Source organism: Acinetobacter sp. 24-47-62, assembly GCF_056779765.1.
Map to the genome: position 1 here is coordinate 152,019 of NZ_JBWYIN010000003.1, position 12,898 is coordinate 164,916.

General features: G+C 39.4%; 11 protein-coding genes. 3 read left to right on the forward strand and 8 right to left on the reverse strand.

All coding sequences use genetic code 11. The features are described 5' to 3' along the window. The first annotated feature begins 149 nt into the window (after window positions 1-149). Both AC1M87_RS03620 and AC1M87_RS03625 read left to right on the forward strand, forming a co-directional pair. The gene (locus AC1M87_RS03620) at window positions 150-1,565 is read left to right on the forward strand and encodes a cytochrome P450 (RefSeq protein ID WP_481592972.1); all 1,416 of its coding nucleotides are present in this window, start codon (window positions 150-152) and stop codon (window positions 1,563-1,565) included. 169 nt (window positions 1,566-1,734) lie between these two features. Then, window positions 1,735-2,169 carry a PH domain-containing protein gene (locus tag AC1M87_RS03625; RefSeq protein WP_092766163.1) on the forward strand — a complete coding sequence of 145 codons (435 nt, stop codon included), beginning with the start codon at window positions 1,735-1,737 and terminating at the stop codon, window positions 2,167-2,169. Between the two features lie 52 nt (window positions 2,170-2,221). Here AC1M87_RS03625 and purD read toward each other — a convergent pair whose 3' ends face one another. The 7 genes from purD to AC1M87_RS03660 form a co-directional block, all read right to left on the reverse strand. Further along, a complete protein-coding gene (purD, locus tag AC1M87_RS03630; RefSeq protein WP_481592973.1) occupies window positions 2,222-3,505 on the reverse strand; it encodes a phosphoribosylamine--glycine ligase in 1,284 nt (427 codons plus the stop codon). 136 nt (window positions 3,506-3,641) lie between these two features. Beyond that, on the reverse strand, window positions 3,642-5,216 hold the full coding sequence (purH, locus tag AC1M87_RS03635) for a bifunctional phosphoribosylaminoimidazolecarboxamide formyltransferase/IMP cyclohydrolase (RefSeq protein ID WP_481592974.1): 1,575 nt from the start codon (window positions 5,214-5,216) through the stop codon (window positions 3,642-3,644). An 88-nt stretch (window positions 5,217-5,304) separates the two neighbouring features. Next, window positions 5,305-5,574, reverse strand: a complete 270-nt coding sequence (fis, locus tag AC1M87_RS03640; RefSeq protein ID WP_001086304.1) for a DNA-binding transcriptional regulator Fis — start codon at window positions 5,572-5,574, stop codon at window positions 5,305-5,307. A 375-nt stretch (window positions 5,575-5,949) separates the two neighbouring features. After that, the gene (locus AC1M87_RS03645; RefSeq protein ID WP_481592975.1) at window positions 5,950-6,804 is read right to left on the reverse strand and encodes a DUF3426 domain-containing protein; all 855 of its coding nucleotides are present in this window, start codon (window positions 6,802-6,804) and stop codon (window positions 5,950-5,952) included. Between the two features lie 19 nt (window positions 6,805-6,823). Beyond that, a complete protein-coding gene (gene prmA, locus AC1M87_RS03650; RefSeq protein WP_481593019.1) occupies window positions 6,824-7,723 on the reverse strand; it encodes a 50S ribosomal protein L11 methyltransferase in 900 nt (299 codons plus the stop codon). Between the two features lie 144 nt (window positions 7,724-7,867). Next, the gene (locus tag AC1M87_RS03655; protein ID WP_481586981.1) at window positions 7,868-8,758 is read right to left on the reverse strand and encodes a bile acid:sodium symporter family protein; all 891 of its coding nucleotides are present in this window, start codon (window positions 8,756-8,758) and stop codon (window positions 7,868-7,870) included. A gap of 132 nt (window positions 8,759-8,890) precedes the next feature. Continuing rightward, window positions 8,891-9,247: a hypothetical protein gene (locus AC1M87_RS03660; RefSeq protein WP_035267631.1), complete on the reverse strand. Its 357-nt coding sequence runs from the start codon at window positions 9,245-9,247 to the stop codon at window positions 8,891-8,893. Between the two features lie 258 nt (window positions 9,248-9,505). Here AC1M87_RS03660 and mnmG point away from each other — a divergent pair, with 258 nt between their 5' ends. Then, window positions 9,506-11,386 carry a tRNA uridine-5-carboxymethylaminomethyl(34) synthesis enzyme MnmG gene (mnmG, locus tag AC1M87_RS03665; protein ID WP_035267630.1) on the forward strand — a complete coding sequence of 627 codons (1,881 nt, stop codon included), beginning with the start codon at window positions 9,506-9,508 and terminating at the stop codon, window positions 11,384-11,386. A gap of 390 nt (window positions 11,387-11,776) precedes the next feature. Here mnmG and AC1M87_RS03670 read toward each other — a convergent pair whose 3' ends face one another. After that, the gene (locus AC1M87_RS03670; protein ID WP_481592976.1) at window positions 11,777-12,775 is read right to left on the reverse strand and encodes a helix-turn-helix transcriptional regulator; all 999 of its coding nucleotides are present in this window, start codon (window positions 12,773-12,775) and stop codon (window positions 11,777-11,779) included. Between the last annotated feature and the right edge of the window lie 123 nt (window positions 12,776-12,898).

Consider the following 12,898-nt stretch of genomic DNA (forward strand, 5'->3'; position numbering starts at 1 on the left):
TAAAAAGAATGTCAAAAAATGACTTATTAATGTCAAAAAATGACCTGATTGTGTATTTTTAAAATTCTATGCTCAAACTTAGATCATCAGCTTAATGGAATAAAGGCTGAATATAAATTTAAAGATGAGATCACATAGGACACATTGTCATGAATAATTTAGTCAAGAAAATGAATGCTGTTCGAGTAGATTTGGTGAATTTTAGCGCTCGCTATATTCCCTTAGAAAATCATATCAAAGCTGCCCATGTATACCATAAATTAAAAAGTAGCCTATTCAAGAATCCTGATTTTGATCAAATTGAAGAAATTCAACTTCCAGATCCAAAAGTTTGCCCCTTACAAGAGCTTGATGTCAGTAGCCCTTTTTTATACAAGCAAGGTGTATGGAAGGATACTTTTAAGCGATTACGGAAAGATGCGCCGATACATTATCAATCAAACAGTTTATTTGGTCCTTTTTGGTCGATGACACAGTACGAAGATGTCATGTACGTTGATAAAAATCATCAGCTCTTCTCTTCAGAACCGATCATTATGTTGGGTGAGCAACCGCAAGGTTTAGAGCTTGAAATGTTTATTGCGATGGATCCACCGAAGCATGATATTCAGCGTAAAGCTGTGCAGGGGGTTTTTGTACCTAAAAACTTAAAAGACATGGAAAGCTTGATTCGGACACGTACCCAAGACGTACTTGATCACTTGCCTTTAAATGAAGCTTTCGACTTTGTAGATCGAGTTTCAATTGAGCTGACCTCAAGAATGTTGGCAACATTGCTAGATTTCCCTTACGAAGAACGCCGTAAATTGGTCTATTGGTCTGAAATTGCATCTTCATCCCCAGGTACGACAGGCGGCACGATGACCATTGAAAATACTTTTGATGGTCTAAAAGAGATGGTGAGAGATTTGTCACAACTTTGGCATGATAAGGCTGCACGTATAGAAGCAGGTGAGGCTTCAAGCTTTGACTTGATGAGTATGCTTATTCGGAGTGATGAAACAAAGGATCTGATTCAGCGGCCATTAGAGTTTCTGGGGAATTTGGCATTATTAATCGTAGGCGGGAATGATACGACTCGTAACTCGATGTCGGGCGGGGTTTATGCAATGCATTTGTTCCCTCAGGAATTAGACAAGCTGAAGAATAATCCTGATCTGTTGCCTAATATGGTTAGTGAGATTATTCGTTGGCAGACACCATTGGCGTATATGCGCCGTGTAGCGACTCAAGATCTAATTTATAAAGGTCAGTATATCCGCAAAGGTGACAAAGTTGTTATGTGGTATGCGTCTGCTAACCGTGATGAAACTGTGTTTGAAAATGCGGATGAATTTCGTATTGATCGTGAAAATGTGAAAAAACATCTATCATTTGGTTATGGAATTCATCGCTGTATGGGTAGTCGTTTGGCTGAGATGCAATTGACTATTCTTTGGGAGGAGATTCTCAAACGTTATGACAGAATTGAAGTGCTTGAAACACCTGAGATTGTTCAGTCTAATTTTGTTCGTGGATATTCTAAGATGATGGTAAAGCTGCATCCTAAAGTAAATCAGGAATAAGGAAAAGCTGTTTCTAAGGGTTTAAGGACTACTTTAGATTATGATTTAACTATTTATTAATTATTGTGTATTTGTTGAAATGAATTGGAATGTTAGATATTGTTGCAAGCAATATAAATATTTTCAATAAATCCTAATATTAAGCACAATTTATAATTATGAGGTAGTGATGGGTAGTTACATTGAGTCTAATCTAGCTAGAGACGAAAAAATATTAGAAAGGGCACATGTGTCTTGGATGTCTCAAATTGGCTATATTATTATAGGGGTATTATTGTTACCTATGGCTGGAATTGGTCTAATTTTTATTTTAGTAGCTATTATTAACGTATGGACCACAGAGCTAGCTATAACGAATAGAAGGATTATTGCTAAAACTGGGTTAATTCGCCGTAATACAATTGAACTTAAAATCAATCGTGTAGAGAGTCTTGGTGTAGATCAAGGTATCCTAGGTCGCATATTTAATTTTGGTTCAATTATTGTTAGAGGAACTGGTGGTTCTAATGCCCCAATTCCATATATTGCTAAACCATTAGATTTTAGAAAATCAGTCAATCATTATCTTGATGAATTAGATGATAAAACATCAATTGAACTTTAAGAAATTAATTAAAAACCCCGCACAAAGCGGGGTTTTTAATACTTAAACTGTATTAAGCATTTTCACGAGCAATCGCGCGGTAACCAATATCTTTACGGTATTGAACGCCGTCAAACGTTACTTTTTGGCAAAGCTCTAAAGCTTTTGCTTGTGCTTCACCAATGGTTTTGCCAAGTGCAGTCACGCAAAGTACACGACCACCAGCAGTGACGATGTCACCATTCTCATTGGCTTTCGTACCTGCATGGAACACTTTCGCATCTGCCATTTCCGTATCTAAACCAGAAATCACATCGCCATTGCTAGACGTTTCAGGGTAGCCACGTGACGCAAGTACGATACCAACCGTTTTACGCTCATCCCATTCAGCTTCTGCAGGAAGTTTACCTTCAATACCTGCTTCAACTAAATCAACTAAAGATGATTTTAAACGCATCATAATCGGTTGAGTTTCAGGGTCACCAAAACGACAGTTAAACTCGATTACTTTAGGTTGACCTTGTTCATCAATCATCAAGCCTGCGTACAAGAAACCTGTATAAACGTGACCGTCTTTTTTCATACCTTCAACAGTAGGACGCATCACTTCATTCATGGTTTTTTCAAAAACTTCAGCCGTTACCACAGGAGCAGGAGAGTAAGCACCCATACCGCCCGTGTTAGGACCTTGGTCACCTTCAAAGATACGTTTATGATCTTGTGACGTAGCCATAGGTAAAATGTTGTCGCCATCAATCATACAAATGAAAGATGCTTCTTCACCTGCCAAGAACTCTTCGATGACAACGCGTGAACCGGCATCACCAAATTTGTTGCCTGCAAGCATGTCATCAATTGCATCGAATGCTTCTTGATTGGTCATCGCAACGATCACGCCTTTACCAGCAGCAAGACCATCAGCTTTGATCACGATCGGCGCACCATTTTTCTCAACAAATGCCTTAGCAGCATCGACTTCTGTGAACACGTCATAGAAAGCCGTTGGGATGTTGTGACGTTTCAGGAAGTGCTTCGCAAATGCTTTAGAGCCTTCTAATTGCGCTGCAAATTGGGTAGGACCCCAAATTTTCACACCTGCAGCGCGACAAGCATCGACTACACCATTTACAAGCGGTGCTTCAGGACCGACAACAATCAGGTCCACGGCATTATTTTTTGCAAAGTCGATAATGGCAGGGTTATCTAAAATGTTAAGTGCTACATTTTCACATTTTGGTTCAGTTGCTGTGCCCGCATTACCCGGTGCAACGAAAACTTTAGCTACTTTTTCATCTTGAGCGATTTTCCATGCTAACGCATGTTCACGACCGCCATTACCCAAAACTAAAATATTCATCGGTTCATACTCCATGAATCGAAAATGACATAAAGTCCTCAACTAAATGAATAGAAGAGGACTTTAGGCAAGATTAAAAATCTCTTATCAGTGTTATAGGTGACTTATGAGAAGTCATCATGACACGAACCATTAATTAATGACGGAAATGACGCATGCCAGTGAACACCATTGCAATACCTGCTTCGTCAGCAGCAGCAATCGTTTCTTCATCTCGCATTGAACCACCCGGTTGGATGATACATTTGATACCTGCTTTAGCAGCGTTATCAATACCATCACGGAATGGGAAGAATGCGTCAGATGCCATTACTGCACCTTCAACGACTAAGCCTGCATGTTCAGCTTTGATCGCAGCAATACGAGCAGAGTTTACGCGGCTCATTTGACCTGCGCCCACACCAATCGTTTGACGGTTTTTAGCATAAACAATCGCGTTTGATTTAACGTATTTCGCAACTTTCCAAGCAAAGATCATGTCATCAATTTCTTGTTCAGTTGGGGCACGTTTTGTCACAACTTTAAGATCATCTTTAGTAATCATACCTAAGTCTTGATCTTGAACGAGTAAACCGCCGTTTACACGTTTGTAGTCCATTTGTGGAGCACGTTCGTCAATTGCTGGTAATTCGCCACATACAAGTACACGTACGTTTTTCTTCGCACCAGTAACTTCTAATACGCCTTCAGCAACGCTTGGTGCAATGATCACTTCAACAAATTGACGATCAACAATAGCTTGTGCAGTTGCAACGTCTAATTCACGGTTGAATGCAATGATGCCACCGAATGCAGATTCTGGGTCAGTTGCATAAGCTAAATCATATGCAGCTTTAATGCCTTCTAAAGAGACTGCAACGCCACATGGGTTTGCGTGTTTTACGATTACACATGCAGGTTTAGCGAATGATTTAACACACTCTAAAGCTGCGTCAGTGTCCGCGATGTTGTTATAAGAGAGTTCTTTACCTTGTAACTGTTTAGCAGTAGAAACAGATGCTTCAGTTGCAGCAGGGTCAACATAGAATGCAGCAGATTGGTGTGGGTTTTCACCGTAACGTAAATCTTGTGCTTTATTTAATTGCGTATTGAATGTACGTGCAAATTGATCAGCTTGACCTTCTTCTTTACCAACGCGAGCGCCTAAGTAAGATGCGATCATACCGTCGTACTGAGCAGTATGTTCAAATGCTTTAACTGCTAAGTCAAAACGAGTTGCATAAGAAAGTAAGCCTTCAGCTTTAAGCTCAGCAACTACAGTCGCATAGTCAGATGCATTTACAACGATACCAACAGCTGCATGGTTTTTCGCAGCAGCACGAACCATCGTTGGACCACCGATGTCGATATTTTCGATTGCATCAGCAAGTGAGCAGTTAGGTTTTGCAACAGTTGCAGCAAATGGATAAAGGTTTACCACAACTAAATCGATCGCATCGATGTTGTGTTCAGCCATCACAGCTTCATCTAGACCACGACGAGCCAAGATACCACCGTGGATTTTCGGATGAAGTGTTTTTACACGTCCGTCCATCATCTCTGGGAAACCAGTGTGCTCTGAAACTTCGACTACAGCAATATTGTTGTCACGTAACAACTTATAAGTACCGCCAGTAGATAAAATTTCTACCCCTAGAGCAACAAGGTCTTGGGCAAATTCAACAATGCCTGTTTTATCAGAAACAGAGATTAATGCGCGTTTAATAGTCATGATTTAGTCACAGTTATCAAGAATTAAAACAAAAAAGCTAAATAGCAGGTAAAAAAAATGCCCGCGGAAGCCGCAAGCATTTTATCATTTATTCACTCATTAAACCGTGAGCTTTCAACTTTTTACGTAAAGTACCACGGTTAAGGCCTAGAATCTCAGCAGCGCGAGTCTGGTTGCCACGTGTATATTCTAACACTACAGATAAAAGAGGTTTCTCCATTTCTGCTAAAACCATGTCATAAACTTGAGATGGTTGCTCGCCTTGCAATTGTGCAAAATAATGGCGAACTGCGCGATCTACGTGAATACGAAGAGCGACATCAGATTGTGCAGTAAAAATAGGAGATTTGCTATTCATGCGAGTTAATCCGAGAATCAATAATCACTTAGGGTAAAAGTGATTTTGTGGTCAAAATAAAAAAAACGAGCTCCGTTTTAGGTCCTAAAACGGTCGACTCTAAAACAAGAACAATTAGCTTGCCACAACTAGAGCAATTGAGTGAAAAATAAGCGTAACAATAGTTTAATATTTGTTACGGTTCCACATAAAACAAAAAACATCCCTGATGCGCTGAATAAAAAAATTAAGCACATGAACAGAACTGTATTTATTTTGAGAAATTGCGAGGAGTTTGCGGTACAAAGCTTTCGTGGCGCGTATCATACCATTGTCTATGAAAAAGTGAGCAAGAAAACTACATTTTTTTTAATTTTTTTATCGTTTTTTTTGATCTTATGGTCGTATAACTTCCAATTTATAATTGTCAAACTCAGATTGAGAAAAATTTATACTAAATTTGAAACCAAATGGACTGTCTTGAGGAATTCGTGTAATTCCATGCAAACTTTCTATTAAATATTCATTGGGTGCTTTAATAGAGGATGAAATCAATTTACCTTGTTGAAAAATGCTTATTTTCAACAGAGGCAGTTTTAGCCCTTTGCTATATTGGTTCACCAAGTGACCTGAAAAAACAGTGGAGATCGCTGATGTTGACTCAATATTGAGGTCTTGTACTTTTATATGGGTATAGCGTTCATCAAGCGTGTCACAATTAAATAAGTTACATGCTGATATAAATGCTTGATTTAGCGCAGGTGAGCGTTGCAATACATTTGGGTTAAACCATAAAAATTGAAAAACCAGTAATAACGCTAAAATTGTATTTACGATCGCCCATGTCGCAATATAAAGCCTAGTTCTTGGTTTCGATTGGCTATTGGCATGGATTGATGATGAAAGATTTAAAGAAGGGTAGTTGGTAATCGGATCATGATTGAACGTATTTAAGTTATTTAAATACGTACGCAAAGTTATGTTTGAATTTGCAACTTTACGATCGAAAATATCCAATAGGTGTTGTTCTTGTTTAGGTTCAATCACATCTTCAGATGGTGCTGTACTGTCTTGGGCTTCTGTGATTAAAGGTTCAATCACTTTCGGTTGAGGATTGAATAGATGTAGAAGCGCATTAAACTCAGCAGAACATTTAGGACAACAAACCATACCCTCGGCAACAGTTAACTGGGTGACTGATACCTTGTAAATTGTGGAGCAATTTGGGCAGCGGGTTTGTTTATCACTCATATCTTAAATTAAGCTCTACTTATTTATGGCGTTTCCCAGAAAGACGGTACCAATTTTCATCACGCTTTTCTTTGTCTAATATATCAAAAAAATCAGCATAAACACGAGAAACATCATCAACTTGCTCTTCAATAATACCGGCTAGTGCGAATTCACCTTCAGGTTGAATGAGTGTTGAAAACTCCTCAGCAAGCGCCATCAGTGGGCCAGCAAGAATATTTGCGACAAATACATCTGCCTTTTGCTCACCAAGTGCTTGATTAAATTCTTCAGGTAAGCCGACATATAAATTTTCGAGCACGCCATTTAATTCAGCATTTTGTTGTGTAGCGAGTACAGCTTGAGGATCAATATCCGTCGCATATACTTTTTTTGCACCAAGCAATAGGGCAGCAACACCTAGAATGCCAGAACCACAACCGTAATCGATGACGATTTTGTCTTTTACATCGGTTTTACCCAACCATTGTAGGCAGAGGAATGTTGAAGCATGATTACCCGTACCAAAAGCTAATCCTGGATCTAATTTAATATTGACCGCATCCGCTTCAGGTGCTTCCATCCACTCAGGTACGATCCAATATTTTTCACCAATTTGAATTGGCTCATATGCATCCATCCAAGTGCGTTCCCACTCTTGATCTTCGATAAACTCAGAACGTAAAGGCGCTTCAGGCATCTGGTCTTTAATGAAAGTTTCTAGTGCGACGACATCGATTTCTTCATCATCTTCTTGAGCGTAAATACCCGTTACGATGACTTTGTTCCAAAGCGGAGTCTCACCTGGAAGTGGTTCTAATAACGCTTGATCTTCTGCATCATCTAGCGTCACACTGACTGCACCAAGAGATAATAATAATGTTTCAGTAAAATCAACTTGTGCTTGATCGACAGTAATATGGATTTGTAACCACTTCACAGTAAAAAAACCTAAATATGCAATACGAGAGTTAGCATTGTACTGTATTCGCTTTAAGAATGCAGATAAAACCTGAAGCATAAATAAAGGCAAGATTACAGTGCCTTTAAGATGAGTTGGTTAACTCAATTAATATCAGTTAATTTATGAGTGGTTTCGAGTTAACTCAGCCGGATGGTCTAATGGTGCAAAACGATTCAGCAACATGCCGAAAATAGCAGCGAAGATATACATAAAGATTGAATAAACAGCTGCTGGCATCGCAATTTCGCTGCTATTCATTATCGTGATTGCAATCGCCATGGCCAAAGTACTGTTATGGATACCAATTTCAAAAGCACACGCTCTTGCTTGAAAGCTCGGTACACCAAAGAAGCGTGGTAGAAAATAACCAACGCTAAGACTTGCGATACAAAATAACGCTGTTGCCAAACCAATTTGAGCAAGATAATTCATAATGTTGGCACGTTCAGAAAGTACTGCACCGACAATAATTAACACTAAGAATACAACGGCAAAAATACGCACAGGTTTTTCTAGTTTAGTTGCAACATTTGGAAATTTGTAGCGCACAAACATACCGAGGGCAACTGGAATAAGAATAATGGCGAACACTTGTAAAATTTTACTAAATTGTAGACCAATTTGAGTTGAATCCTGAATGAAATGTGTGATTGCAAAATTCACGATAAGCGGCAAGGTCACTGCAGCAATAATGGCATTAATCGCAGTCAAGGTGATGTTGAGGGCAACATCACCTTTATATAAATAGCTAAACAGATTGGCTGTCGCCCCCCCAGGTGAGGCAGCAAGCAACACTAAGCCGACAGCCAAGTAAGGCGATAGATTGAGTATTTTACATATAATAAATGCAACGCCAACCAAAATGACGAGTTGGGAAAATAATGCGATGAGCACTGCTTTAGGGTGTTTACGAACGCGTAGAAAATCTTGAACAGTGAGTTCAAGTCCTAAACCCGCCATCACAATTGCAAGTGCTAAAGGTAAAAAAATTGTAAGGATCCCTGTGTCCATAAATTCATCCTGAATTTTGTTGTGTTATTTATAAATAGATCGTTATTTTTAATTTGGTTTTATCGTTATCAATAAATAAAAGCAACCAATTTTTCAATTGGTTGCATAAACGGTCGAATTTAAAAAAATAGGTTAAGACGCTTTTGGCATCGGTGGCGCATATCCGAGTGCACATTTGCCTTTATATTCTTGACCTTCAATATTCACGGAAACACTCGCTGCATCAGACTTACAAGCTGAATTAAGCTGCTCTTCATTGCCTTTCAAATCTTTACTTTGGGTAGGGAAAAATTGAGTTTGGCAAGTACCATTCCAAATGATTCCTTTATACGGGAAGCTGACAGCATCGCCTTCGCTTTTACCCTTACATACGCTTTGGAATTGTTTGGCATTATAGGCATTATCAACTTTGTCATTCGCAATACTCATACTACTTACGCTTAGACCCAAACAACATAACATTGACATCGTAAATAACTGGACTTTCATGTTCGTATACTCTTGTTAAAAAATATGACAGGAATATGTTGAAAAAATAGTCAAATCAATGGAAGGGCAATGCTGTAAATAAATTTTCTAAATTGTTAAAAAATCACTTAAATCTGCAAAATTTATAAATTTTAATATCAATATGGTTTATATTATTGGACTTCAAAAAAATTAGAATTAAATTGTTCTCGATTGTCTCAAGGCAAACAAAATTTGCTATAATTTTCTGTCATTATTTTTATCTCCTCATATACCACTATGCATTATCCTAAAGTTTACGATGTCATTGTTATCGGTGGCGGACACGCTGGTACAGAAGCAGCGCTTGCTGCGGCACGTATGGGTCGACAGACTTTACTCTTAACTCATAATATTGAGACTTTAGGGCAGATGAGCTGTAACCCAGCGATTGGTGGTATTGGTAAATCACACCTCGTTCGCGAAATTGATGCCTTAGGTGGTGCGATGGCACTCGCAGCAGACAAGGGTGGTATTCAGTTCCGTATTCTGAACTCACGTAAAGGTGCTGCAGTTCGTGCAACGCGTGCGCAGGCTGACCGTGTACGTTATAAAGCGGCTATTCGCGAAACATTAGAAAACCAAGCCAATCTTGATATTTTCCAACAAGCAGCAGATGACCTCATTGTTGACGGCGATACCGTTAAAGGTGTGGTAACACAAATGGGGATTCGCTTTGATGCGAAAACAGTCGTGTTAACCGCTGGGACATTCTTGGGTGGCGTGATTCATGTTGGTCTTGAGAAATCAAGCGGCGGTCGTGCAGGTGATCCACCTTCAATTTCTTTAGCGCACCGTTTACGTGAGCTTCAATTGCCAGTCGGTCGTTTAAAAACAGGTACGCCACCACGTATTGATGCACGTTCTGTAGATTTCTCTGTCATGACACCACAGCCGGGTGACTTCCCATCACCAACGATGTCATTTATGGGTGATGCATCTATGCACCCAGAGCAAGTCAACTGCTACATCACGCATACCAATGAAAAAACACATGAGATTATCCGTGGCGGCCTAGACCGTTCACCGATGTATACTGGTGTGATTGAAGGTGTAGGTCCACGTTACTGTCCGTCAATCGAAGATAAAATTCATAAATTTGCCGATAAAGATTCTCATCAAGTATTCTTAGAGCCTGAAGGCCTAGATACACATGAACTTTATCCAAATGGTATTTCTACATCTTTACCGTTTGATGTGCAGTTCGAGTTAGTACGCTCAATCCGTGGTATGGAAAATGCGCACATTCTTCGTCCGGGTTATGCCATTGAGTATGATTATTTCAATCCACAAGCGTTGAAATTTACTTTAGAAACTAAAGCGATTAATAACTTGTACTTCGCTGGTCAAATCAACGGTACGACTGGTTATGAAGAAGCAGGTGCACAAGGATTACTTGCAGGCCTGAACGCTGCACGCCGTGCGTGGGATCAAGAGCAATGGACACCGAAGCGTGATGAAGCGTACATGGGTGTATTGGTTGATGACTTAATCACTTTAGGTACGAAAGAACCGTACCGTATGTTTACCTCACGTGCGGAATACCGTTTGATGCTTCGTGAAGATAACGCAGACCAACGTTTGACGCCAATCGGTCGTGAAATGGGTCTTGTGGATGACGAGCGTTGGGCAGCATATTGTGAAAAAATGGAAGCGGTTGAGCGTGAAACAGGTCGTTTGCAACATCTTTGGGCTGCACCAAACAATCCAATGGGTAAAAAATTCGTTGAAATGACAGGTGCGGATCTTTCTAAAGAATGTTCAGCAATTGATTTATTGAAACGTCCAAACATTACTTTTGCTCAAATTGCGGAACTTACTGGTTCTGATGTTTCTGCTCAAGTGGGTGACCAAATTGAGATTGCGGTGAAATACGAAGGTTATATCAACCGTCAGCATCAGGATGTTGCGCAAATGAAGCGCTTAGAAGAGACTAAGATTCCAGCTGATTTTAATTATGACGTGGTATCTGGTTTATCTCGTGAAATTACTTTGAAACTCAAAGAAGTTCGCCCTGAAACTCTCGCTCAAGCAAGTCGTATTCCGGGCGTTACACCTGCTGCTGTTCAATTGGTGATGATTACGATTCGTAAGAATGCACAAACTAAAAAATCTGCTTAAGCCTGTTGCAGTCCAAAAAACCCGCTTGATGCGGGTTTTTTGATCCTCATATAACGATTTATTCATAAATAAGATAAATAATTTATTATTTACGTTTAACAAGAATAGAGATTAATAAAGAAATTATGATTATTTCTCAATCCAAGTTGATGTCGTTATATTGATTCTACGTTCACAACAAAGAGGAAAGGCCATGACGATGAAGCGTATTCGTTATAATGGTTATGAAATTGCATGCTGCACGATGTAAATCATAATCCAACGACATTGAAAAGTGTACGTGGGCTAAAGGGGAGTTTAGTTCACGTATTTAAACTCAACACAATAAGAAATCAGCGCAATACTGAAAATATGATAATAAAAAATCTTCAGAGCCAATTTGGCTCTTTTTTAATTTTCAATTTCATGAACGGCGTTAAATACATCGAGCGGTTCTATACGAATGATTTTTTTGCCGAAGCTTCTGAGCCACCAAACCAATTGTGAAGTAAATGGCACATTAGCCACCACTTTAAAGAGATCATCGGATACTTGTGTAATGGATTGATCTTTACTGAGTTGGCTTTCGGAAAAGTAAAGTGCATCAGCTTTATTCATAAAGAGTTCGAGTGGAACGAGCTCAGTGGGTTTATTGAAATCAACTCTAAAGCCGAGCGCACCAGATTCAATGTAAGCATCAATATCAAAGTCAACAGGGTGTAAGGCGCGTTGTTCTAGAACTTTTGCAGATTTAAAGCGATGTAAAGCAAAGGTTTGAACTTCTGATTTGTCATGTCGAGTACAAATCAAATAAATGATTGAACCCTTTTGAACCAATGCGAGCGGGTTTAAGGTATAACCACGTTCTTCACTTTCAGGTCCACGCGCACGATATATGCATTCGATCTGTTTATCTTGTAATAGACCTTCATAAATGGCTTGCTGCGCATGTTTCTCTACAACAGGAGGGATCAAGGGCTGGCTTGCAGGGACAATACGGACACGGTTAATCCACTGACGTACGTTGTTTTGTGTAGATAAGCTGCGTTTTGCAAGCTCGAACCAAGGGTTCATCTCCTCAATTAAACTTGGAGGAAGCAAATGCTTCAAATGCTCTTCAACCATCATAAAGGTGACCGCTTGTGAGCTGGTCATATGCGGCAAGCTTTGAATTGGGGCATCTGATCGCCAACGCCAACCTTGTGGTACAGTTTTATTACTCTCAATAGGAAATCTTTGAGAAATTTGATTTAAATCACGTTGAATGGTTCTTAAACTGATTTCAATACCTTCTCTTTGCAGGGTCTCTTGCAACTCTCGTGTACCCATCCATTTGCCAGTGGTTAAACGTGAAAGAATTTGCCACTGTCGATATAAGCTATTCGATGTTTCTTTTTCTTGAGAGGACATAATCAACTAATGAATAAAGAGAAAATATTTTTCAAACACACAATAAAAAATCTTTAAGAGATAAGCAAGCATGGAAAGTGAAGCTATTGACTATATTTCGATACATCTTTAGGCCATTTTTCG

Excerpts from the sequence above, each read along its gene's own strand:
- AC1M87_RS03620 (WP_481592972.1), top strand. The coding sequence starts at position 150 with ATGAATAATTTAGTCAAGAAAATGAATGCTGTTCGAGTAGATTTGGTG.
- AC1M87_RS03625 (WP_092766163.1), top strand. The coding sequence starts at position 1,735 with ATGGGTAGTTACATTGAGTCTAATCTAGCTAGAGACGAAAAAATATTA.
- purD (WP_481592973.1), bottom strand. The coding sequence starts at position 3,505 with ATGAATATTTTAGTTTTGGGTAATGGCGGTCGTGAACATGCGTTAGCA.
- purH (WP_481592974.1), bottom strand. The coding sequence starts at position 5,216 with ATGACTATTAAACGCGCATTAATCTCTGTTTCTGATAAAACAGGCATT.
- fis (WP_001086304.1), bottom strand. The coding sequence starts at position 5,574 with ATGAATAGCAAATCTCCTATTTTTACTGCACAATCTGATGTCGCTCTT.
- AC1M87_RS03645 (WP_481592975.1), bottom strand. The coding sequence starts at position 6,804 with ATGAGTGATAAACAAACCCGCTGCCCAAATTGCTCCACAATTTACAAG.
- AC1M87_RS03655 (WP_481586981.1), bottom strand. The coding sequence starts at position 8,758 with ATGGACACAGGGATCCTTACAATTTTTTTACCTTTAGCACTTGCAATT.
- AC1M87_RS03660 (WP_035267631.1), bottom strand. The coding sequence starts at position 9,247 with ATGAAAGTCCAGTTATTTACGATGTCAATGTTATGTTGTTTGGGTCTA.
- mnmG (WP_035267630.1), top strand. The coding sequence starts at position 9,506 with ATGCATTATCCTAAAGTTTACGATGTCATTGTTATCGGTGGCGGACAC.
- AC1M87_RS03670 (WP_481592976.1), bottom strand. The coding sequence starts at position 12,775 with ATGTCCTCTCAAGAAAAAGAAACATCGAATAGCTTATATCGACAGTGG.